Here is a 22,294-nt window from a genome sequence, read left to right as displayed (position 1 = left end):
CAGATCATGCCGCCCGGGATGATTCGGGCACTCGCTCGCGCGGCGGACGGCTCCCGGTCGAAGACGCCTCCATTCGCCATGCATAGAGGCGGGCGAGCACGGCCATCCAGAGAAAGAGGTTCAGAGCAAAACCGAATCGCGGATCGGAGTTGGTCAGCAGAAACGGCACGGTATAGCACACAGCCAGCACCAGCGTGAACGTGTCGAAGATTCTCCAGCCCATTCGCCGCGACAGAAAAAGCACGATCAGCCACAGGGGAAGAGCGATGCTGATCAGCAGCCGGATCAGGCCCTCCGCCGAACGAAGAGAGTGCACCTTCGTATCCGGGCGGAGCATGGTGAAACACTTCAGCGCGCCGTAGTCGAAGAGCCACGTCGCCGTATGCGTGTGGACGAACTGCAGACCATACTGCATGTACAGCTTCTGCATCGCGGGGTCGGCGTGCTGGTCCGTGGTATAGGCGACTCCGGCTTTGTGCAGCGCCTCCTCAATAGAAGGCTCACCGTTGAGATACTGCCTGAGTGAGTTGCCCGTAAACTCGTTTGCGCCGGCAAAGAAGTTATAGGGACCGTTTTTTGCCCAGTAAGGAGCGCCGTGGGCAAAGCTGCTGAGCGACGCCAGCGTAGCCACGCCCAGTGCCGACATCAGCAGCAGATACAGCGCAAATCTTCCGAACCGCTGCCTGCCCGCCGGAAGCGCCGTCCACAACACAAGAGCCAGTGGGATACCGAGAAACGGCAAGTTGGGACGAACGGCAATGCCCGCACCCCAGACGATGCCCGTCAGAATGGCCTTCGGCAGGCTGACGCCTCGCCACAGCAGCAGCATGCAGAACACCAGGACGGCGAGCGCCGCGCAACTGGCGTCCATGTCCCATATCTTGCTGATGCCGGTCACCATATCCGGGCAAAGCGCAATGGCAAGAGCAAAGACAGAGGCCGCCAGCCTGGAGACGTTCAGCAGCCGGAAAACTCCGTACACGGTGATCGCGAATATCTCATAGATCACCCACTGCAGGAAGATCGGACCGTGCGCGCCGAAGAGGCGCAATGACTCACCCAGCAGCGCCGGGTAAAAGTCGGGTGTAAATGTATCGGCGATTTTTGCGTTGCGGGCAAACTCCTGCGCGTCGATCCAATAGACAGGCATCGGCGTGGAAAAGTGCGTACCCACCGCACCAGCGAGACCGGCCAGCAGAACCAGCAAAAGAAATGCGGGCAGGATATACGGGCTTCCCGATATCTTTCCGGTGGAGAAACGTCCCTCAGCCGCCTGCGCATTGATCGGAAGAGTCATAAGAGAAAAGGCTACTGCTGAATAATGAACCTATTATTGCACCCGCATCTGTCTTCTTCTTCCAGGCTTTCCTGACCGGCCTGCGGATGTTCTGTTCTTCAGCAGCTCTCACAACTGCGATAGGATGGAAAGTTCTCTCAGGGAGCTGCCATGATCATCGGAGTCCCAAAGGAAGTAAAGGATCACGAAAGCCGCGTGGGCATTACGCCTGCCGGAGTGAAAGCGCTGACCGAAGCCGGCCATACCGTTCTGGTGGAGACCAGCGCCGGAGACCTCTCCGCGTTTACAGACGATGAATATCAGGCCGCCGGAGCTGAGATCACCGGCGCGGCCGGCAACGTCTGGGGCCTCGCCGATATGGTCGTCAAGGTCAAGGAGCCTGTCGAAAAAGAGTACCGCTTCTTTCGCGAAGGTCTTGTGCTCTTTACCTACCTGCACCTTGCTCCGCTTCCCGAGCTCACCGAGCAGATGCTGGCCAGGAAAGTCACCGGCATCGCCTATGAGACCATCCGCGATCGCGCCGGGACGCTTCCGCTGCTGACGCCGATGTCCGAGGTCGCCGGACGCATGTCCGTGCAGGTTGGCGCGGCCTATCTTGAAAAAGAGCGCGGCGGACGCGGGCTGCTGCTGGGCGGTGTGCCCGGCGTGCCGCCCGCAAATGTGTGCGTCATCGGCGGCGGCATCGTGGGCACCAATGCGGCGAAGATCGCTGTCGGCATGGGCGCAAAGGTTACGCTCGTCGATCTGAATCTTAATCGCCTGCGCGAGCTCGACGACATCTTCGGGGGCAGAGTCTTCACTCTCGCATCGAACTCATACAACATCACCCGCGCCGTGCAGGAGGCCGATCTGGTGATCGGCGGCGTGCTTATTCCGGGCGCTGCAGCGCCGAAGATCGTGACGAAAGAGATGGTTGCAAAGATGAAGAAGGGCGCGGTCATCGTCGACGTAGCCATCGATCAGGGCGGATGCATCGAGACTGCGCATCCCACGACGCACAGCGACCCGTCCTATGAAGTAAACGGCGTGGTCCACTACTGCGTGACGAATATGCCCGCCGCTGTACCAAACACCTCCACGCTGGCGCTGACCAACGCGACCTTTCCTTACGTCATGCGGCTGGCGCATCAGGGCGCGAAGGCGGCGATTCTGGCAGACGACGGCATTCGCGACGGCGTAAATACATACGACGGCACGATTACGTGCGAGCCGGTCGCCGTCTCTCAGAAGAAAGCATGGAAGCCGGTGCGCGAGCTGCTTTCCTGAAAGAGTGCAAAGCTCAGAGCACAGCGCTCAGAAAAAACAAACGCCACCTCATCTGAGTGGCGTTTTGTTTTGTGCAGAATTTTTCATTGCCAGGAGCAACATCCCAGCAGTTTTAGTTCGATTCTGAGCCCTGAGCCCTGATTTACTGTGCCGTCACGTGAACCGGCCGTTCGAGACGGAAGGTCAGCAGCGTCTCCGACGGCAAAAAGATCTGCTTGTTGCCGGTCATCGCCGATCCTGCCGTACCTGCCCCACCGCCAACAAGACCACCGATCAGCGCGCCTTTGCCGCCTCCGGCGATGCCGCCGATAATCGCGCCCAGTCCCGCGCCGCCACCGATGAACCCGGCCGTGCGCTTGCCTTTTCCTTGTTCGGCGCGCTCCATGGTGCTGGTTTCAACCGGATAGCTGCCCCAGTTTGTGCGCACCCGGTCGATGCGCAGCGCCAGCAGCGCTCCGCCCTTGAAGTGGCCGAGCGGCTTCGCGTCGACGACCGTCCCGGTCGCATGCGCGCCACGCGGAATCACCGTCTGCCCGTCGACAATCACCGGATCGGCAACCGTCGCGCCGAAGGCCTGACCGGGCTGGCTGATCTTCGAGCCGAGATCCTGATCCAGCCGCACCCGCAGGTGGGTCCGCACAGGAATCACCAGCACCGTAGGCGCAGGCGCGGCAGGCGCGCTCTGTGCCGCAGTTGTATCGGCCGGAACAGCAGCCGAAGACGTCGGAGCCGCAGCAGGGGCCGCCGGCGCGGCAGCCGGCTGTGCGCTCTGATCCTGCGGCGGAGCCGGAGGATTCTGGGCCGCAGGCTGCGCCTGAGGATTCGTGGCAGCCGTCTGCTGGTCGCTCTTCTTGCTGCAGCCGCTGGCCAGCAGCAGGCCGGCCAGCATCAGTGAAACCATCGGAAAAGTCTGTCGTCTGAAGGTCATAGCGTCCCCTTGTGATGCCATTTTCTATGTTCCGGTTGCGTTTGCGCTACTCCGATTCCCGTCTATCTCTGTGGACGCGGTTTTCACGCGCCTATAATCTCCTCGACGGGAGCAGTCCGACTTGGCGGAATCCAGACACCGGCGCACAACCCTGATCATTCTCGCTGCAGGTATGTTCCTGCTGCTCTTCGTTCTCGCCGCGCTCAATGCCTTCAATCTGCGTTTTCTACATCCGCGCAGCACCGGGCAGATCCTCATCTTCACCTCGCTCTCGGTGGTTGTCTTCCTGCTGCTCATCACGGTGATGGTGCTGCTGTCACGGAATACCCTGCGGCTGCTGGCCGAGCAGCGCAGTCATGTGCTGGGCTCGCGTCTGCGCACGCGCATGTTCATGGGCGCCGTGCTGCTCTCCTTCGTTCCCGCATTTTTCATGTTTCTCTTCAGCTTTCTGCTGATGAACCGCTCCATCGACCGCTGGTTCTCGCAGCCCGTCGCCGAGCTGCGAGAAGACACCTCCCGGCTGGCCATGGAGCTTTCGCACTACGCCGCGCTCAACGCGCGGGCCGAAGCCGAGTCCTTCGCGCGCTCGCCCGAATTTACGCAGAGCTATGAAACCGGCAACACCCAGGCGCTGCTCGATGACATTCGCGCGCATCGCATCACTCTCCAGGGCGGCTTCACCGTACTCTATCGCGACAACGCAGCCGTCGCGCAGTATGAGCTGCCTCCGGCCTCCGGAGCGGTCGTCGTCAGCTCCTGGATCGACAGCGACGCACAGGCGCAGCCGGAGCCCTCGGGCGGGCCGCTTACCGCCACCGTACTCAGCGCCTCGCAGCGTACGGACGAGCCGGTTCTCTCCGTCGGCGGACGCGAATTCGCGCTGGGCTCGGCCAGCCTCGCCGGCGGAGGCACCATTATCGTCGGCCTGCCCATGCCCTCCGGCCTCAGCTCGGTCATCCGCCAGGTGCGCGTCGGCGCGTCAGAGTACTGGATGCTCTACCGCGAGCGCCGCACCATTCGCACCACTTACTTTCTGCTTCTGCTGCTGCTCACCGTTCTGGTCTTCTTTGCCAGCAGCTGGCTGGCGCTCTATCTCTCCAAGCAGATCACCCGGCCGGTCGAAGCGCTGGCCGACGCCATGAACGAGATCGCTCAGGGCCACTACGATCAGCGCATCACAGTCACCGCTACCGGAGAGATGGCTGAGCTGACCGTATCGTTCAACCACATGGCGGCCGATCTCGAACAGAGCCGCCGGCTCGCCGACACCTCGACGCGCGAGCTCTCGCAGGCCAACCTCGCCCTGCAGGCGCGGCGCAACGAGCTGGAGACGATCCTTGAGACTATCCCTACCGGCGTCGTCACCCTCGATGGCGAACGCCGCATCCTCGGCACCAACCGCACCTTCGCCGATCTGCTCGGTCTCGACCTGCAGCGCGATCTCTCCGGCGTGCCTCTCGATTCGCTGCTGCCCCTCGAAATGACCGAGGAGCTGCAAAGGCTGGACCGCCGCGCGCACCGCATGGGCGTTGCTGCGTCGGAGTTCGAGATGCGCACCACACGCGGCCGTCTCAGCATCTCCGCCACCATGGCCGCGCTCGATCTGGGCGAGAGCCGGCGCGGCTCGATTCTTGTCATCGAAGACGTTACCGAATTCCTGCGCGCGCAGCGCCAGGTCGCCTGGAAGGAAGTGGCGCAGCGTGTGGCGCACGAGATCCGGAATCCGCTGACGCCGATCGGCCTCTCCGCCGAGCGCATTCGCCGCCACATCGACCGCAATCTTCCGGAATCGCCCGCCGTCATCCGCAAATGCTGCGATGTCATCCTCGGCTCGGTCGAGTCGATGCGCACACTCGTCGACCAGTTCGCCGCGCTCGCCGAGTTTCCCGCGGCGCAGCCGCGCCCCGCAGCTCTCAACGCCATCGTTGAAAGTGCCGTCAGCCTCTTTCACGGACGCATCGAAAACATTCGCATCGAGCAGCACCTGACCGCGGATCTTCCGCCCGTCATGGCCGATCCCGAGGCGCTGAAGCGCGCCCTGGCCAACCTCATCGACAATGCCGCCGAGGCCATGCAGGACAGCCTGCTGCGCGTTCTCTCCATCGAGACCTGCCTGAGCGAGCATCGCGGCATCGCCGAGATTGTAGTAGCCGACACCGGCCCCGGCCTTACCGACGAGATGCGCGAGCGCATCTTCCTCCCCTGGGTTTCGACCCGGCAGCGCGGCACCGGCCTCGGCCTCGCCATCGCCGCCAAGATCGTGCAGGATCACGGCGGGGCCATTCGCGCCGAGCGCAACGCGCCCGCCGGGGCACGCTTTATCATCGAACTGCCGCTGGCGGAAAACCCGAACGGAAACGGGAACGGCCATGGCAGCGGAAAAACCGCCGCCGCGCTCACTTCCTCCGGCGCCATTCTGTCATGAACCATATCCTCATCTGCGACGACGAAGCGGAGATTCGCGAATCGCTGGCGGAGATCCTGCGCGAAGAGGGCTACTCCGTCGCCGGAGCCGGCACAGCGACCGAAGCCCTGACCCTGCTGCATGATTCCGCCTGGGATCTGTTGCTGCTCGACATCTGGCTGCCCGACCGCGACGGCCTCGAAGTGCTTGCCGAGCTCGCTTCGATCAACCCCGACGGACGCCCCGAGGTCATCGTCATCTCAGGGCATGCCACCATCGAAACCGCGGTCAAGGCCACCCGCCTCGGCGCCTTCGACTTTCTCGAAAAGCCGCTGAGCCTCGAACGTACACTGGTTCTGGTGCGCAATGCGATTGAAGCCCGCCGCCTGCGCATGGAGAACATCGAACTGCGGCGGCAGTTCTCGCTCGAATCGCAGATCACCGGCGAAAGCGTCTCGGCCAAAGCTCTCCGCCAGCAGATTCGTCTGATGGCGCCCACCAACGGACGCGTACTGATCTACGGCGAATCCGGTTCCGGCAAGGAGCTGATCGCGCGCGCCATCCACGCCGAAAGCCTGCGCAGCGAGCGCCTCTTCGTCGAGCTGAACTGCGCCGCCATTCCTGAGGACTACATCGAAAGCGAGCTCTTCGGCTACCGCAACAGCGCCATCGCCGGCAACGCTCCGGAGAAGCGCGGCGCCTTTGAGCGCGCCAACAGCGGCACTCTCTTTCTCGATGAGGTCGGCGATATGAGCCTGAAAACCCAGGCCAAGATTCTGCGCACCCTCGATGAGCAGCGCTTCGTACCCGTCGGCGCCACGCAGCCCGTCAGCGTGGACGTGCGCGTCATCGCGGCAACCAATAAAAATCTCGAGGAGGAGATCGCCAAGGGCAATTTCCGCGAGGATCTCTTCTACCGCCTCAACGTCATTCCCTTCTATGTGCCGCCGCTGCGCGAGCGCCGCGAAGACATTCCGCTGCTGACGCGCGAGTTTCTCCGCGCGTTCGGACGTGAGTATGGACGGCCGCGCATCGAGATCGCCGATGACGCCGTGGAGCTGCTGCGGCAGTATCACTGGCCCGGCAATGTGCGCGAGCTGAAGAACATCGTCGAGCGCGTCGTCATTCTCAATCCGCAGACGCAGCGCATCGAGCGCAAACACCTGCCCATGCTGGTGCATCGCACCGCAACGCGGCAAAGCACCGATTTCTCGACCCTGCAGAACGCGCGCGAAGCCTACGAGCGCGAATACATTCTGCGCAAAATCGACGACTGCCACGGCAATATGAGCCGCGCAGCCGAGGCGCTGGGCCTCGAGCGCAGCCATCTCTACCGCAAGATGCGCGCTCTCGGGATCGCCGTGCGCGAGCAGGTATAACGGCTTTACAGGGAAGACCTCTGCGGCGCATCCGCACGTCCGGTCAGCGTCTCGCGCAGCAGATCGTCCACATCGCCCAGCTTGTCGCTCAGCAGGTTCAGCCTGCCTGCAAGCCGCTGAATCTCGGCCTCCGCGCGCCGGTTGACCTCATAATCCAGCTCGCCGCGCAGCCGGTCTTTCATATCCTGGCGGTTCTGGCTCATCATGATCACCGGCGCCTGAATGGCCGCGAGCATCGACAGAAACAGATTGAGCAGGATGAACGGATACGGGTCCCAGGACTTCTGCCTCAGCGCCACGTTGATCGTGGTGTAAATCATCAGCACCACGCAGAACGAAATGATGAATGTCCACGAGCCGCCGAACTTTGCCACCGTGTCGGCGATGCGCTCTCCGAAGGTCGACTCCTCTTCGATCACCTCGTTCACGTTGCGGCTCGCCCGGCCGCGCACCAGCTGCTGCGATGCATGAAACTGACGGCTCGCCATCGTCAGCAGATCCATACCCGCCTGCGGCTTCCGCTGCAGCAGTGCAGTAATGTCATCGCGGCTGATCTCGATGCAGACCGTCGCTTCCACAGCGACCGCATTGGTCTGATGTGGCGTCTGCTCCAGCATGGAGGCAAACCCAAAGAGCTCGCCATGCTGCGGCTCGTCGACCAGCACCTGCTGATGATCCTCATCGACGGTGGTCACCTGTACCGCGCCGGAGATCAGGATGTAGGCGTTCTTTCCCGGGTCGCCGATTTTGTAGATGCGCTGCCGCGGCGCAAATGTCTTCCGCTCCACCTGGGCAGCCAGAACCGCGCCTTCCTCCTCATCGAGCAGGGAAAAGAGCGGAACATGCTTGAGTTCATCCATACTGCAGGCCATCGTTCACCTCGTTCAGCCTTATCTATCCGGCTCGCTTTAAGAGAGGATGAATTTTCGCCACAGGATGGGATACCGCAGGCCCGGACAGAGAGAAGATCGGCATCGATCCCCGCGCGACTCCCGCAAAGTGCTACTCCGAAGATTCGTCCTTATCGTTTCGCGAGGCAAGATCTTCAAGCTGTCTGCGCCAGTCGAGAGACTCGAGAAAGCCGCGCGACTCCCGCCAGTTCTCTTCGACGATCACGCGCAGCTCCAGATAGACGCGGGTACCGAGCAGCGACTCGATCTCTTTGCGCGCGCCAGCGCCGATCTCTTTCAGCTTGCCGCCGCCCTTGCCGATCAGGATCGCCTTCTGCCCCTGGCGCTCGCAGTAGATCGCCGCCGCGATGCGGGTGAGCGGCAGCCGCGGCTCGGGTCTTGCGGGCTCGACGGTTCCGGCTTTCATGGGGCGCGGCTTGCGGATCTTTTGCGGAGGCTGCGGAGGCGGCTCCTCGAACTGCTCGACGACGACGGCCGAGGCATACGGCACCTCCTCGCCCGTCTCCATCAGAATGCGCTCGCGAATCAGCTCCGCCACCAGAAAGCGCTCCGGCTGATCGGTGAACTGATCCTTCGGGAAATAGCGCTGCCCCTCCGGCAGATGTGCGATCAGCTTCTCCACAAGGCGGTTGAGCCCGTCGCCCTTCCTCGCCGAAATCGGAATCACCTCTGTAAAGGAGTGCAGCGCGCTGAGCTGCGCGATCATCGGCAGCAGCTTTTCGCGCTCGATGAGATCGATCTTGTTGATGACCAGAAAGACCGGGCAGTCGAGTTTGCGAATCAGCTCGAAGACGAATGCATCTTCACTGTCTTTCTTTGTGCTGTCTTTCTTTGTGCTGTCCTTCTTTTCGTCCTGCGGCTTCTCTTCGTTCTCCGGCTCCGGCACCAGCAGACGGCGTGTGGCATCCACCATCAGAATGACGACGTCGCGTGTTTCAAGCGCTTCATGCACTTCATGCATCATGCGCCGGTCCAGCAGTGAGCCGGGCTTATGCACGCCGGGTGTATCGACAAAGACAATCTGTGCCGCAGGGTGCTTCCCTTTTTTGGCCTCGACCTCCACAATGCCGCGGATGCGGTTGCGTGTCGTCTGCGGCTTGCTGGTCACGATGGCAATCTTTTCACCGGCCAGGCGGTTCAGCAGTGTCGACTTGCCTGCGTTCGGCCTGCCGACGATCGAAACAAATCCGGAGCGCAGCTTCATGCGGCACTCTCCGCCGCGCGCGAAACGCGCAGCCGCACGATCCGGCGATCGGTTGACGCCGTCACCTCGAAGCGCAGGCCATACTTCTCGATCACTTCGCCGGCGAGCGGAATCCGCCCCGCCGTTTCACTGACCAGGCCGCCGACCGTCGTCGCATCCATATCTTCCGGCGAAACAAAATCGTCTTCCAGCAGCTCTTCAAGACGCGTAATTTCCAGACTACCCGGCACTACCCACGCTCCTCCCGGCTCGCGAGTCACCTCCGAGCCGTCTTCATCCTCATGTTCATCGCGGATCGCGCCCACCAGCTCCTCGATCAGGTCCTCGATCGTCACCAGCCCGGCCACGCCGCCATACTCGTCGATCACAATGCTCATATGCTGCTTGTCGCGCTGCATCTCGCGCAGCAGCTCATTCACTTTTTTGGTCTCGGGAACAAACATCGCCGGCCTCTGAATACTGGTGACCGTGCGCGTGCGCGCCGCCTCATCGGTGACCTGCAGCAGATCGTGCGTGAACGCGATGCCGATGATATTGTCGAGCGTCCCGCTGAAGACCGGCACGCGCGATAGCGGCCGCTCACGAATGATCTCAAGAAACTGCTCAAGCGTCAGCGAGCCGGGCACGGCCATCATCTCCGGACGCGGCGTCATTACCTCGCGCACCACCTTGTCGCCGAACTCGACCGCGGAGCGCACCAGATCGCGCGCGCTCTCTTCGATAATGCCTTCTTCCTCCCCCGCTTCGAGCAGCGCATCCACTGCGCCGGAGTCGTCCGCCTCATCGTTATGCTCGCGGCTCTCCGCCAGCGCCGCAATCGACAGCAGAAACTGCAGAAACAGCGTTATCGGCAGCACCGCCCACAACATCACGCGCAGCAGCCAGGTCCAGCGCTTCACCCACAGTCCCTGCGTGCGCGTAAAGAACATGAAGGGCAGCAGCTGGTTGAACAGCACAATCACCAGCACCACGCCCAGCGCCACCTGCGCTATCTCGGCCGGAGCCGGCAGGTCATGCGGAGGACGGTCAAAGAGCAGCATGCTGAAGACAAACGTGAGACCGGCCATCGCCAGCATCGCCAGAATCGCCGCCGAAAGCGCAATGCGCTCGCGGCTCAGACCCAGGTGCGGCTCAATATTCTGCTCCCAGACGTCGATATTTTCCTGGAACTCGCGCGCCAGCAGCCGGCCCATCTCGGAGTACAACCGCTCGATGTACGACGAGAAGGTAAGCACCACCAGCAGCACCGCGATCAGAACAGCGGCAAGCGGGGTCATGGCCGCTTCCCCTTTACAGCTTTTTTAACTGCGGCGGTTTTCGCGGCTGTTCCGGATTTCGCCTGAGCTCTCCGCCCCGGCGAAGATTTGCCGATGGAGGCTCCGGGCCCTGTGCCCTGCGCGCCATTTTTCGCGCGCTCGATCAGCCCGGCCGTAAGCCCCAGGCGGCGGCGCAGCAGCGCCTCGCGCCGCGCCATCTGCCCATTGTCAGCCTCGTGGTCGTAGCCGGCCAGATGCAGCAGCCCATGCAGGATAAGAATCTTCAGCTCGGCAGCCAGCGGATGCTGCTGCTCCTCTGCCTGCCGTGCCGCCGTCTCGACCGAGATGGCGAGATCGCCCGCATGCGCCGCGGCCCTTCCCTTCGGCATCTCCGCCGCCGGAAAGGAGAGCACATCGGTGGCTTTATCTTTATTGCGGAAGTCGCGATTCAGCCGACGAATCTGCGCATCGCCGGTCAGCAGCAGCGAAACGCTGCCGCGCAGCCCGGCCAGCTCCGTCCCCTGCCCGAGAAAAGCGGTCAGCTCGCGTCTGCGCAACGTTCGGCCGAATGTAGTTTGTATCGCAGGATCAATCAGGATCATGGTGAGGCGCGCTCCAGCCTCTGTATACCGCCAGGCGCACAAAAAACAGCAGGGAGGGCTTTACCCTCCCTGTCAATGGTATCGCAGGTATCGCAATCGCGGGCCGGTCACATCACCGGAAGAGCCGAGTTCAGCGGCGGCCTCCGCCCATTCCCCCACCGTGAAAACCGCCAGCCGATCCGCCGTGGAAGCCGCCGGCCGCTCCGCCATGAAAAGCGCCCGGTGCGCCGTGGAAGCCATGCGCGGGGCCGCGGTAGACGCCATGATAGCCGTATCCGTAGTATCCGCCGCGTACTGGGCCATAGGCATATATCCACCAGGGGGAGTAGAAGCCCCATCCGAAGGGGTTCAGAAACATGCCGTCTCCCGGCAGCCAGGTATAGGAGAGCAGCCAGGGGTCCCACATCCAGCCGGGAGCATAAGCCGATCCGGCATATTCGGTGGCCAGCTGCGAATTGGCCTGCGTGAGGTACTGCGAGCGCAGACTGCTCCAGTTGTAGAAATCGTCTTCGGAAGAGGCGGGGTCGAATTTCACGGACTTTTCCGCCTCGCCGGTGAGGGCAAGCATGTGATCGCCCTTCACCACCTCAGGCTTGCCGGAAGCATCGAAGACAGCCGCTTTGCCGTCGAAGACGCGAAGGTTCCCGGGGGCTGCGTTGAAGGCATAAAGGCCGTTCTTCAGAAGCTGCGTGGTGGTTCCGTTTTCGGCGACTTCAACGTTGTTCTGACGAAGAAGATTGTCGGCCTCCACCTCGGCCTGACCATGGACCAGCTCCAGTTCTGTATGTGTCAGGCCAGGCGCGACCATGCGCACAGCGCTGTTTTCATCGAGACGGAAAAAAATGCCCGGAGTAAGAAGAATTTCGACGCGGCCGTTGCCGGTGGTGAGCACCTGGCCGGGATCGAGCTGCGCGCTGCCAACGGCGCGCTGGGTAAGCGGCTGACCGGCAATGGCAGCCGATCCTTCCACATAGTTAATCGTTCCCGGCACGGCCGGATTCGCTTCCTGCGCAAACGTGGCAGACGCAAAAAGAAGCGCAAAAGAAAGAGTGAGAAGTCCTTTTGGCTTCGAAAAGATCACTTTTATCAACCTCGATTTTTAGATGGAGGTCGAAGTAAAAAGTATCTGCCCGAGATCAAACGCGCTTTGACCGAATGCAGGTCAATTGCCGGTGGAGGAACAACAAATCGCAGCGAATCGTGTTGACCAGGACAAGCCCGGAATCAGGCAGGTAAGCATGCCGCGCGGACTTCGCGGAGATGCAAAAGTCCGCGCAGGCAGAGTTAACTGGCGGCGTGCGCTCCGGTCGCGGGCATGGCGAGCGGAAGCTCCTGCTGATTGCGGCCAAAGCTGTCGTAGGCGCGGATGATGCGCTGCACCAGATGATGACGCACGACGTCGCCATCCTGAAAGTGAATGAACTGAATCCCGTCGACGCCGGTAAGGATGTCGATGGCCTCGATCAGACCCGACTTGCGCGGATTGGGCAGATCGATCTGCGTGATGTCTCCGGTGATCACGGCCTTCGCATTGTTGCCCAGACGCGTCAGGAACATCTTCATCTGCTCGCTGGTCGTGTTCTGCGCCTCGTCCATGATGATGAAGGCATCGTTCAGCGTGCGTCCGCGCATGAAGGCCAGCGGCGCAATCTCGATCACATTGCGCTCCAGCATCTTGTCCACGCGCTCGGGCTCGATCAGGTCGTACAGCGCGTCGTAGAGCGGGCGCAGGTACGGATCGACCTTCTCCTGCAGTGTGCCCGGCAAAAAGCCGAGCCGCTCGCCGGCCTCGACCGCCGGGCGCACCAGCACAATGCGGCTCACCTTTTTGGCCAGCAGCCACGAAGCCGCCATCGCCACCGCCAGATAGGTTTTGCCCGTGCCCGCCGGACCCACGCCGAAGACCATGTCGGACTGCTCGATGGCCTCGACGTAGCGGCGCTGATTGATCGAGCGCGGCTGCACCATGCGTTTGGCGCCCGCCGAGCGCTGGCGGCCGCTTTCCCCAAGGCTGCGCAGCGTAATCGAGGGATCGCTCACCACCAGCCGCAGCATGCCGTTCAGCTCTCCGTTCTGGAGCGTGACGCCCGAACGCCGCAGCGCTTCATAGTCGTGAAAAATGCGCTCCACGCGAGACACATCTTCCGGTGCCCCCTCCACCATCACCGCATCCGATTCCAGATCGATGCGCACATGGAGAGAGTCTTCCATCAGTCTCAGATTTTCATCGCGGGTCCCGAAGAGGGGCTCAAGGCTGGGCGTGATTTCCAGAGCTTTCTTCATCAAAAGGAGATATCACCTCCTGGCGCTCCCGCAGAAACAAATGCGGACGCCAATTGCAGAGTGGATGAGGATGTACGGGAGACGAGTTGCGTGCGGGGAGACACCACATCCGTTAGATGCGGCATCCTGAGCTTCGAATTGGCGGTCGGCACCAAATCCTTGCTGTTAATGGGGCCAGAGTAGCCCCGCTTCCCGCCGCCGTCAATGGGCAATCTGTAAATTCGAGCGACGCGGTGCCAAAGTGGTTCCTCTGTGCATTCAATGGAAAAAATGCCGCCGCGAGATGCGGTCAGACGGTGGCCGGTTTGAGCGAGATGACCTTTGCCACCAGATCGCCCAGCAGCCTTTCCTGCCCCATCAGATCCTGAATCTCGTCATAGGTCTTCCCCATATCGGCCCACAGCCTGTGCACCGTGTCGCGGGGATCGAGGCCGGAGAGATCGGTCTTCGTGACCGGCTTGCTTTCCGCCATGCTGCCGAGCTTGCCCGACAGTTTGCGGAGGTCGTAGCCGGCGTCGACGGTGCGCTTGTCCTGCCCGAGCATGCTGGCGAAGATCACAGCGCGGCGCTGCTGTGCCGCCATCTGGTCATTCAGCATCTCCGCCAAAAGGATATTGAGGCCCATGATGGCCTTGCCGGCGCGATCGGTAATGGTCTTCTCCTGCGCCGTGGCCTTCGTGATATACGCTTCGACGGTTCCCATCAGATGCATGAGGATTTCGACGCTGCCTTCGAGGACCTTGGCGGCGACGAAGATCTCGAAGCGGTCCTCGAAATTCATCAGAGCTTCGAGCGCTTCGTTGCTCGACCGGCTGGTTCCCCGCAGCGCCTCGAAGAGCTTCTGCAGCTGCTCGAAGCCGCGGAAGCCGGTGAGCAGACCGGTGCCGGTTTCCGGATGCGGAGTAACGGCGGAGTCGCCGAGGATGACGGCGGGAAAGTACGGGCTGTACAGATGGCGCACGCGCTGGATGGAGATTTTGAATGCGCCGACATTCGATTCGACGCCGGCAAGCTGGCTGAGCACCTGGCGCTTGTAGCCGTCTCCCACTGCTCCGAGCATGTTGCGCAGGGCCGTGTTGTCACCGCGAATCTGCTCGAAATCCCTGGCGGTACAGCCCTTGAGGGTGAGCAGCAGGTAATTATGCTGCGTGGAAGAAAGATCGGTGGCGATGCCGATCTTTTTGATCTCATCGGTGAACTGCCGGCGCAGCCGGTTATCGTATTGCGGCTTGCTGCTGTCGCCCTCGTAGATTCCGAAGACGCCGAAGTTCTCGGCCTTCAGCACTTCGTAGCTGAAGCCCAGGGTTTCGAGCACGATGCGCTCATTGACGGCGCCGCCGCCCATGGCGATGACGAGAAGATCGCAGTCCACGATCTCGGAGCGCCCTTTGGTCTGGAGCTTCTTCGTCGCGTTGTCCCACTGCGCGATGTTGAGCCTCATCTTCTTGTAGCGGCCGTTGCCGAGCCTGCCGTCGCCGGTGATTCCGGTAATGACGTAGCCGCGCTTCATCTTCACGCCCACGTCCTCGGCCTTTTCATAAAGAGCCTTTTCCATGGTGGATAGCGGCGCGACGCCGGAGGTCTTGTCTTTGATGGTCTTGTCGACAAGATTCAGCTTCTGCAGATGGCTGCGGATGGGATTTTCGAGCGAAGGAATGTTCAGGCGCGAGTAGTCAAGCCGCTTTTCGATGACGGTGACTTTCGCTTTTTTGAACTGGGTTTTGGCCTCGATTGCAGAGAAGAGACCAATGGGACCGCCGCCCATAATGGCAATGTTTTTGATGGACATACGGAGGGGTTCTTCTTTCTGAAGTGCAGTCGTACGAAGGCGCCGCGTGGCGGCACTAGTCTAGCCGGTCCCCCCGCATCCCGGCAATCTGATTTGAGAAGAGCGGAACGCGCTTTGCACGGCTCACGGGCGGCAGCCATCGAAGAGCTTTCATTGCTGCGACGCTTCAGCCTTTTGCCGCCAGATGCGCTTCCAGCACGACAAGAAACTTTGCCAGCCAGTCAGGATGCGCCGGCCACGCAGGACCGGTGACCAGATTGCCATCGGCAAAGCCGGCCGTCATCTCGGCCGGGACATACGTACCGCCCGCCAGCTCCACCTCCGGAGCGCATGCCGGATATGCACTGACCTTTCGCCCTGCGATCACCTTCGCGGCGGCCAGAATCTGCGCCGCATGGCAGATCGCCGCAATCGGCTTGCCCGCCCCGGCAAAGTGCCGGACCATCGCAAGCACCTTCGCATCCAGCCGCAGATATTCCGGAGCGCGGCCGCCCGGCAGCACCAGCCCGTCGTAGTCTTCGGCGCGCACTTCCGCGAAGGTCGTATTCAGCACGAAGTTGTGGCCGCGTTTTTCCGAATAGGTCTGGTCGCCCTCGAAATCGTGAATTGCCGTACGCACCCACTGCCCCGCCTTCTTTCCCGGACAAACGGCATCCACGGTATGCCCGACCATCTGCAGCGCCTGAAACGGCACCATGGTCTCGTAATCCTCCGCATAGTCGCCCACAATCATCAGCAGCTTCGCTTTCGCCTGGCTCACGCTCTGTTCCTCCGGACAATATGAGATACACTCCGCGGAGCACTCCGCAAATCGCCGCCGCGGCGCATTTGCCGTCTCCGGCCCTCATCCGTCATCTTAATGACACAAGGTCAAATCAAGGAGAATCCCCGCATGAGCCAGACCGCCTCCACCGTCTCCGCCGCAGCCGCCGGAACCATCACCCTCGGCGATCTCACCGTCAACCGCCTGGGATACGGCGCGATGCGCATCACCGGCAACGGCATCTGGGGACCTCCCGCAGACAAAGCCGCTGCCCTCGCCACGCTTCGCCGCACCGTCGAGCTGGGCGTGAACTTCATCGACACCGCCGACTCTTACGGTCCGAACGTCTCCGAAGAGCTGATCGCCGAAGCCCTGTCGCCTTACCCCAAGGACCTGGTCGTCGCCACCAAGGGCGGATGGGAGCGCGTCGGTCCTGCGCAGTGGACTCACAACGCCAGCCCGAAGCATCTTGAAGCCGCCGTCGCCGGCAGCCTGAAGCGCCTGAAGCTCGACCGCATCGACGTCTATCAGCTTCACATTCCCGATCCCGCCGTCTCCTTCGACGCATCGATGGAAACACTGGCAAAGCTGCAGGAAGAGGGCAAAATCCGTCACGTCGCGCTCTCGAACGTCACGCTCGAGCATGTGGAGCGCGCGCGGAAGATCGTGCCCATCGTCTCCGTGCAGAACCGCTACAGCTTCGCCGACCGAGAATGGGATTATCTGCTCGATCACTGCGAGAAGAACGGTATCGCCTTCATCCCGTGGGCTCCGCTCGGCCAGAACCGCAAGGCGCATGAGGTGATCGAAAAAGCGGCGAAGCAGCTTGGCGCGAACACGCTGCAGGTGGCGCTCGCCTGGCTGCTGAAGCGGTCGCGCGCCAGCCTGCTCATCCCCGGCACATCGTCGGTTGCGCATCTGGAGGAGAACGTTGCCGCCGCATCGCTCCGGCTCCCCGACGATGTCTATGCCGAGCTGGCCGCCGTCAATCCGCCCCCGATGAGCCTGCGCGGGTAATCCGGCCCGCTCAGTCGCAGCGCAGCGCCGTCATCGGATCCATCTCCGATGCGCGGCGCGCGGGCAGCGCGCAGGCGATGGCCGAGGCCACAAGCAGCAGCGCGATCACCCCCGGCAAAACCCGCGGATCGCGCGAGCTTCCGCTGGCCCACTGGGCCAGCACTCTGTTCAGCACCAGCACCAGCACAATTCCCGCAAGCATCCCTCCGCCGACGCTGGGCAGCATCGAACGGAAGACGATGCGCAGAACGTGGCCGCGCTGTGCGCCGAGCGCCATGCGAATGCCGAACTCGTTCGTCCGCTGCTCGACGGTGTAAGAGACGACGCTGTACAGCCCGACGGCGGCCAGCACCAGAGCCAGCACGGCAAAGGCTCCGAAGAGCCACGCCACCAGATGCTCCTGCTGCCACTCCGGCTCATTGCTGATCCAGTGCTCGAGGTCGTTGACCTGGCTGGTGACCTGCTGATCGGGATCGACGGAGTTCACCTCCGCGGCCACAGCGTGCAGCAGAGAGAGCGGCGGAACATCCGAGCGGATCAGAATCTGCGTGTACATCCCCATCATGGTCGTGAAGGGAACAAAGACTTCAGGCAGGATCGGCTTGCGCAGGCCGTCGTTGCGCTTATCGGCGATGACGCCGACAATCTGCATCCATCCGTCGGCTCCCGGTCCGGCAAGAGCATACGGCGGCGCGCTCCGCATCGCGAGCTCAGGCACGCGCAGAGAGTGCCCGAGAGCATCTCCGCCGGGAAAATAACGCCGTGCCAGGGTCTCATTGATGACGGCCACGTGCGCGGAATTGTGGCTCTCGGCTTCTGTCCAGACACGGCCGTGCTCGAGAGGAATGTGGAGGATGGGGAAATAACCCGGGCTGACGAAGTTCAGGCGGATCTGCTGGTTGTCGCTCGGCGCCTGGCCGAGGATCTCCATGCTCGTGTTCGCACCATTCGAGGGCGGCGTTGCGTTGCTGGAGATGGCTGCCATCTTTACTCCGGGAACGGTGGCGGCTTTGCTGCGCAGCAGCTCAAAATAGGCCGCGCGCTCGGGCCAGGTCTTGTAGGTGCCGTCATGCACCGGAATGCCCACGGACATGACGTTGTGCGGATCGTAGCCGAGAGGCGTGTGCAGCAGCTGCAGAAAGCCCTCCATGGCGGCGCCCGCCCCGGCCAGCATCAGCAGCGTCAGGGCAATCTGCCCGCCGATCAGCATGTTGTTGGTCAGGCGGCCGCGTACCCCTCCGGCGATGCGGCGGGTGCTGGACTGCATCACCTGGCTGACCTCCGGGTGCGAGAACTGGAGCGCCGGCCACAGTCCGAAGAGAATGCCGGTCAGCAGCGCAACGCCGACGCTGAACAACAGCACCGGCAGATTGATCTGGATGGCCGCTTCATGCGGGAAGGAATATGGCGGAAGCATGGAGACGATGAGCGCCAGCAGCTTCCAGGCAAGCAGGACGCCCAGCCCGGTTCCGGTCAGCGAAAGCAGCAGCGACTCGGTCAGAAGCTGGCGCACAATGCGCCGCCGCGAAGCGCCGATGGCCGCCCTCACGGCAAACTCGTGCTGCCGCGCGGTGCCCCGCGCCAGCAGCAGAATGGAGACATTGCCGCAGCCGATGGCCAGCAGCAGCGCCACCGCGCTGAAGAGCAGGTACAGCGTCCCGCCGAGCTGCTTCACAAAGTCCTCGTTCAGGCCGATCACGTAGAACTGCGCCCAGTGCGGAGGAAAGTGCGACGGCGTCTCTTTGGCAAACTGCCGGATCAGCGGCGTAAGCGCGGACGATGCCTGCGCATGCGTCACCCCCGGTTTGAGACGCAGGCCGACATAGTAGCCGCGGCTCGGGTCCTGGTTGATCTTCAGCGGCAGATAGACATCGCCGTCGTCCCAGGTAAAGCGCGGCGCGGCTACTCCCACGATGGTGTAGTTCTTCCGCACCAGCTGAATGGTTCGGCCGAGCACTGTGGGATCGGAGCTGAAGTGGCGCTGCCAGAATTTGTATCCGAGCACGGCAACCGGCTGCGGGTCCTGGCCGTCCACCGCATCGGAGGGCATCAGCCCCCTGCCCAGCAGCGGCGGCACGCCCATGTAGTTGAAGGTGTTCGAAGTCACGTAGACGCCGTTCAGGTCTTCAGGGATATCGTGGCCGGTGACGGTGAGATTCCAGTCGTCGCTGATAAAGGCGTCTTCGACCACCGGCGATTTACGGATGATCTGCCACTGGCCCGCGGTGAGACCGAAGCCGCGCTCCTGGCCCGAGCTGTCCTTCAGCCGCATGTGCACCATGCGGTCCGGGGCGGCATAGGGGAACGGGTTCATCAGCACGGCATAGATCACGCTGAAGACGGCCGTCGTCGCGCCGATGCCCAGCATCAGCGACAGGACCGCCGTCAGCGTAAAGCCCGGCGCTTTGATCAGTTGCCGCAGGCTGAAGCGGAAGTCCTGAAACACGGTTCGCATGGCATCCTCCTCCGGGGCGGTTTTTTCTAATCCTCGCGCAGCAGCCGCGCCGGATCGATGCGCAGAGCCCGCTGCACAGGGCCTGCGATGGAGAGCGCTCCGGTGAGCAGCATGGTGAGGGCAACGGTGAACAGCACGAGCGGGTCCTGTGCGGAAGCCTGATACACAATGGCGGCGAGAAGCCTGCTTGCGGCCACACCGAGCAGCAGACCAACAGACGATCCTGCGGCGAGCAGGACGAGCATACGCCCCAGCGAAGCGGAGACGATCTGCTTCGCCTGCGCGCCAAGGGCGACGCGGATGCTGAGCTCGCGCAGCCGCTTCGTGACGGTGTAGGAGGCGAGACCGAAGGTTCCGGTGATGGAAAGCAGCAGGCCGAAGAGACCGAAGAGGCCGAGCGCCATGGTCGCGGCACGCGCCGGGAAGAGCTGCAGGCCCAGCTGATGACGCCAGCCGCTCGACTCCTGAACCGGCACCGCGGGATCGAGCTCGCGGACCACCTGGCGGAGGGTCGCGGCCATCCCGGTCACGCCGGGACGGGGGCGCACGACGAGCGACATGGAGGTATACGGGCTCTGCTCGATGGAGTGGAACATAGCGGGCTGCTGCGCTTCGCTGAGCCCCTGATATTTGCCGTCCTCGACAACTCCGATAATCTGCACCAGGTGACCGGAGCCGTCCTTGAAATAGCGCCCGGTGGCCTGATCGGTGTGAAAGAGCCTGCGGGCGAATTCCCTGTTGACGATAGCGACCGGCGGCGCTTTCGGGCCGTCGCTCTGGCTGGCATCGCGGCCGAAGAGAAGCTTTGTGCCTGCTGCGTGGAGGTATCCGGGAGAAATGCTGTAGACGGAGGCATCGAAGGCCTCCGTCGAGGGACGGAACTCGACCGCCGACTGCGGGTAAACGCTCCACGTGGACTGGTCGAGCGCAAGCGGCGTGGTGTTGGCATAACCGGCGGACCGCACGCCGGGAAGCTGCAGGACGCGATCCAGAAGGCGATGCTGGAAGCGGGCGGCGTCTTCCTGCCTGTAACCGGCCAGGCCGAGATCGAATTTGGTGATCACGGCATTGTCCGGGTCGAATCCGAACTGCATGCTGACCGCCTTCTGCAGGCCGCGCAGAGAGACGAAGGCAGCGGTAACCGTCACGCAGCAGAGCGCGATCTGCACGGCAAGCAGCACGTCGCGAAAGGCCCAGCGGCGCCCCGCTCCCTGATGGCTGCTGCCCGTCTTGATGGCTTCATTGGGATCGGCGGCGAGAATCTGCCGCAGCGGCATGATGCCGAAGAGCATGGCGGCAAGGATGGAGAGCAGAAACGCGGCGGCCAGCAGCGACGGCTGCGGCATCACGGCAAGCTGGATGGGAAAGTTGCTCGGCGGGCGGTAATGGCCGAGAGCCGAGAGTCCGAACCAGGCGAGCGCGCCGGCGCAGGCGCCGCCCGCGACGGCAATGACGGCCGCCTCGGTGAGGATCTGGCGGACGATGCGCTGCCGGCTCGACCCGATAGCCATGCGGATGGCGATCTCGCGGGCTCGGTCGGCGGTACGCGCGGCGAAGAGGCTGCCGAGATTGGCGCAGGCGGCAAGCAGCACGATTCCCGCCAGGCCCATCACTCCGGCCAGAAAGCCGCGTGCCGGGGCGCCGAAGAGATCACCCGCCAGGCCGGGCTTCGTGAGCCTGAGCTTCAGGTGCTCTTCCTCTTTGGGGTACTGCTTCGCCACGCGGGCGGCAATCGCGTTCACATCGGCCTGCGCCTGCGGCAGGGTGACGCCGTCACGCAGGCTGACGATCGACCAGGAGCCGTGGTTGTAGCGGGTTTCGAGCCAGCTGTACCCCTCGAACTCTTCTTCGTTGGCCATGGGAACGAAGAGATCGGGCTGAAGAAACTTTTCCGTGCCGTAAAAGCCAGCCGGCGTGACTCCGACAATCGTGCAGGGGTGCTTGTCGATGCGGACGGTTTTGCCGATGATGGCGGGGTCGCCGCCGAAGTAGCTCTTCCATGCCGCCCAGGAGAGAACGGCCACCTGCGAGGCTCCGGGATGAGCATCGTCGGCCGGCTGCAGCAGACGGCCCAGCGCGGGGCGGATGCGAAGCACATTGAAATACTCGCCGCTGATCTCGTATCCCCAGACGGGATGGGTGGTGTTGCTTGCCTCCAGCCCGAAGTCATTGATGCGGAGAGCGGCCACGGAGGAGAAGACTTTGTTCTGGTCGCGCACATCGCGAACCTCCGGCCAGGAGAGATTCACGCTGCCGGGCTCATCCGGCTGGAGCGTCATGACGCGGTCGGCATGGGGCACGTCGAAGGGGCGCAGGATGAGCGCCTGCAGAACGCCGAAGACAGCGACGTTGGCTCCGATGCCGAGAGCGAGAGTGATGATGGCCGTAAGAGCAAAGCCCGGGGAATGCCGCATTCGACGGAGGGCAAAGCGCAGATCCTGAAGCAGGCTTCGCATGACTTTCTTCTCCAGAGACTTCTTCGGGGAGGGACCGGTCCGCCTGTGAAGAAGCACTTGTGATGCCAACTGCAGCCAGGCTTTAAGTCATTGAATTCGTTACGATGAATGCCGGACGGACGAGGCCCTCGTGTCCGGTTTGCAGGCAGCCCTGTTCATCCACGGACAGTACGGGCCATGAAAGCAGAGGGGAAGGCCGCTCCGACGGCGCATTGCGGGTTATGGTGCGCCATTCCGATTGACCTTGAGGCGGAAAACCCCTAAACTTAGGGATTGCAGGGGAT

Annotated in this window: 16 protein-coding genes; 4 read left to right on the top strand and 12 right to left on the bottom strand. The window is 62.6% G+C overall.

All coding sequences use genetic code 11. The features are described from left to right. Positions 1–4 precede the first annotated feature (4 nt). Positions 5–1,297: a hypothetical protein gene (locus D0Y96_RS08960; protein WP_117299032.1), complete on the bottom strand. Its 1,293-nt coding sequence runs from the start codon at positions 1,295–1,297 to the stop codon at positions 5–7. 150 nt (positions 1,298–1,447) lie between these two features. Between D0Y96_RS08960 and ald the strand changes: the two genes are divergently transcribed. Then, positions 1,448–2,563 carry an alanine dehydrogenase gene (ald, locus tag D0Y96_RS08955; protein WP_117299031.1) on the top strand — a complete coding sequence of 372 codons (1,116 nt, stop codon included), beginning with the start codon at positions 1,448–1,450 and terminating at the stop codon, positions 2,561–2,563. A 142-nt stretch (positions 2,564–2,705) separates the two neighbouring features. On the opposite strand, the gene D0Y96_RS08950 is transcribed toward ald, so the two are convergent. Beyond that, the gene (locus tag D0Y96_RS08950) at positions 2,706–3,464 is read right to left on the bottom strand and encodes a hypothetical protein (RefSeq protein ID WP_199480221.1); all 759 of its coding nucleotides are present in this window, start codon (positions 3,462–3,464) and stop codon (positions 2,706–2,708) included. Positions 3,465–3,612: 148 nt separating this feature from the next. Here D0Y96_RS08950 and D0Y96_RS08945 point away from each other — a divergent pair, with 148 nt between their 5' ends. Both D0Y96_RS08945 and D0Y96_RS08940 read left to right on the top strand, forming a co-directional pair. Continuing rightward, on the top strand, positions 3,613–5,916 hold the full coding sequence (locus tag D0Y96_RS08945; RefSeq protein WP_252263620.1) for a sensor histidine kinase: 2,304 nt from the start codon (positions 3,613–3,615) through the stop codon (positions 5,914–5,916). Continuing rightward, entirely contained in the window at positions 5,913–7,274 is a 1,362-nt protein-coding gene (locus tag D0Y96_RS08940; RefSeq protein ID WP_117299030.1) for a sigma-54-dependent transcriptional regulator, read from the top strand. Before D0Y96_RS08945 ends, D0Y96_RS08940 begins: the two co-directional genes overlap by 4 nt. Before the next feature lie 5 nt (positions 7,275–7,279). On the opposite strand, the gene D0Y96_RS08935 is transcribed toward D0Y96_RS08940, so the two are convergent. From D0Y96_RS08935 to D0Y96_RS08900, 8 genes are all read right to left on the bottom strand, one after another. Next, the gene (locus D0Y96_RS08935) at positions 7,280–8,134 is read right to left on the bottom strand and encodes a DUF1003 domain-containing protein (RefSeq protein WP_350449016.1); all 855 of its coding nucleotides are present in this window, start codon (positions 8,132–8,134) and stop codon (positions 7,280–7,282) included. A 142-nt stretch (positions 8,135–8,276) separates the two neighbouring features. Beyond that, positions 8,277–9,389, bottom strand: a complete 1,113-nt coding sequence (gene era, locus D0Y96_RS08930) for a GTPase Era (RefSeq protein WP_117299028.1) — start codon at positions 9,387–9,389, stop codon at positions 8,277–8,279. Beyond that, entirely contained in the window at positions 9,386–10,666 is a 1,281-nt protein-coding gene (locus tag D0Y96_RS08925) for a hemolysin family protein (protein WP_117299027.1), read from the bottom strand. The genes era and D0Y96_RS08925 overlap by 4 nt, the downstream gene beginning before the upstream one ends. Next, positions 10,663–11,247, bottom strand: coding sequence for an rRNA maturation RNase YbeY (gene ybeY, locus D0Y96_RS08920; RefSeq protein WP_117299026.1), 585 nt, complete (start codon positions 11,245–11,247; stop codon positions 10,663–10,665). Before ybeY ends, D0Y96_RS08925 begins: the two co-directional genes overlap by 4 nt. A gap of 130 nt (positions 11,248–11,377) precedes the next feature. Next, on the bottom strand, positions 11,378–12,238 hold the full coding sequence (locus D0Y96_RS08915) for a FecR family protein (RefSeq protein WP_350449015.1): 861 nt from the start codon (positions 12,236–12,238) through the stop codon (positions 11,378–11,380). Positions 12,239–12,531: 293 nt separating this feature from the next. Continuing rightward, positions 12,532–13,533, bottom strand: coding sequence for a PhoH family protein (locus D0Y96_RS08910; protein WP_117299025.1), 1,002 nt, complete (start codon positions 13,531–13,533; stop codon positions 12,532–12,534). 286 nt (positions 13,534–13,819) lie between these two features. Next, a complete protein-coding gene (locus D0Y96_RS08905; RefSeq protein ID WP_117299024.1) occupies positions 13,820–15,319 on the bottom strand; it encodes a hypothetical protein in 1,500 nt (499 codons plus the stop codon). A gap of 166 nt (positions 15,320–15,485) precedes the next feature. Next, positions 15,486–16,079 carry a DJ-1/PfpI family protein gene (locus D0Y96_RS08900; protein WP_350449014.1) on the bottom strand — a complete coding sequence of 198 codons (594 nt, stop codon included), beginning with the start codon at positions 16,077–16,079 and terminating at the stop codon, positions 15,486–15,488. 132 nt (positions 16,080–16,211) lie between these two features. Here D0Y96_RS08900 and D0Y96_RS08895 point away from each other — a divergent pair, with 132 nt between their 5' ends. Further along, positions 16,212–17,099: an aldo/keto reductase gene (locus tag D0Y96_RS08895; RefSeq protein ID WP_117299023.1), complete on the top strand. Its 888-nt coding sequence runs from the start codon at positions 16,212–16,214 to the stop codon at positions 17,097–17,099. Positions 17,100–17,109: 10 nt separating this feature from the next. On the opposite strand, the gene D0Y96_RS08890 is transcribed toward D0Y96_RS08895, so the two are convergent. Then, positions 17,110–19,554, bottom strand: coding sequence for an ABC transporter permease (locus tag D0Y96_RS08890; protein ID WP_117299022.1), 2,445 nt, complete (start codon positions 19,552–19,554; stop codon positions 17,110–17,112). 26 nt (positions 19,555–19,580) lie between these two features. Beyond that, positions 19,581–22,010, bottom strand: coding sequence for an ABC transporter permease (locus D0Y96_RS08885; protein WP_117299021.1), 2,430 nt, complete (start codon positions 22,008–22,010; stop codon positions 19,581–19,583). Between the last annotated feature and the right edge of the window lie 284 nt (positions 22,011–22,294).

Source organism: Paracidobacterium acidisoli, assembly GCF_003428625.2.
GTDB classification, from domain to species: domain Bacteria; phylum Acidobacteriota; class Terriglobia; order Terriglobales; family Acidobacteriaceae; genus Paracidobacterium; species Paracidobacterium acidisoli.
Note: the sequence above shows the minus strand (reverse complement) of the source record. Positions and strands in the feature narration are given on the sequence as shown.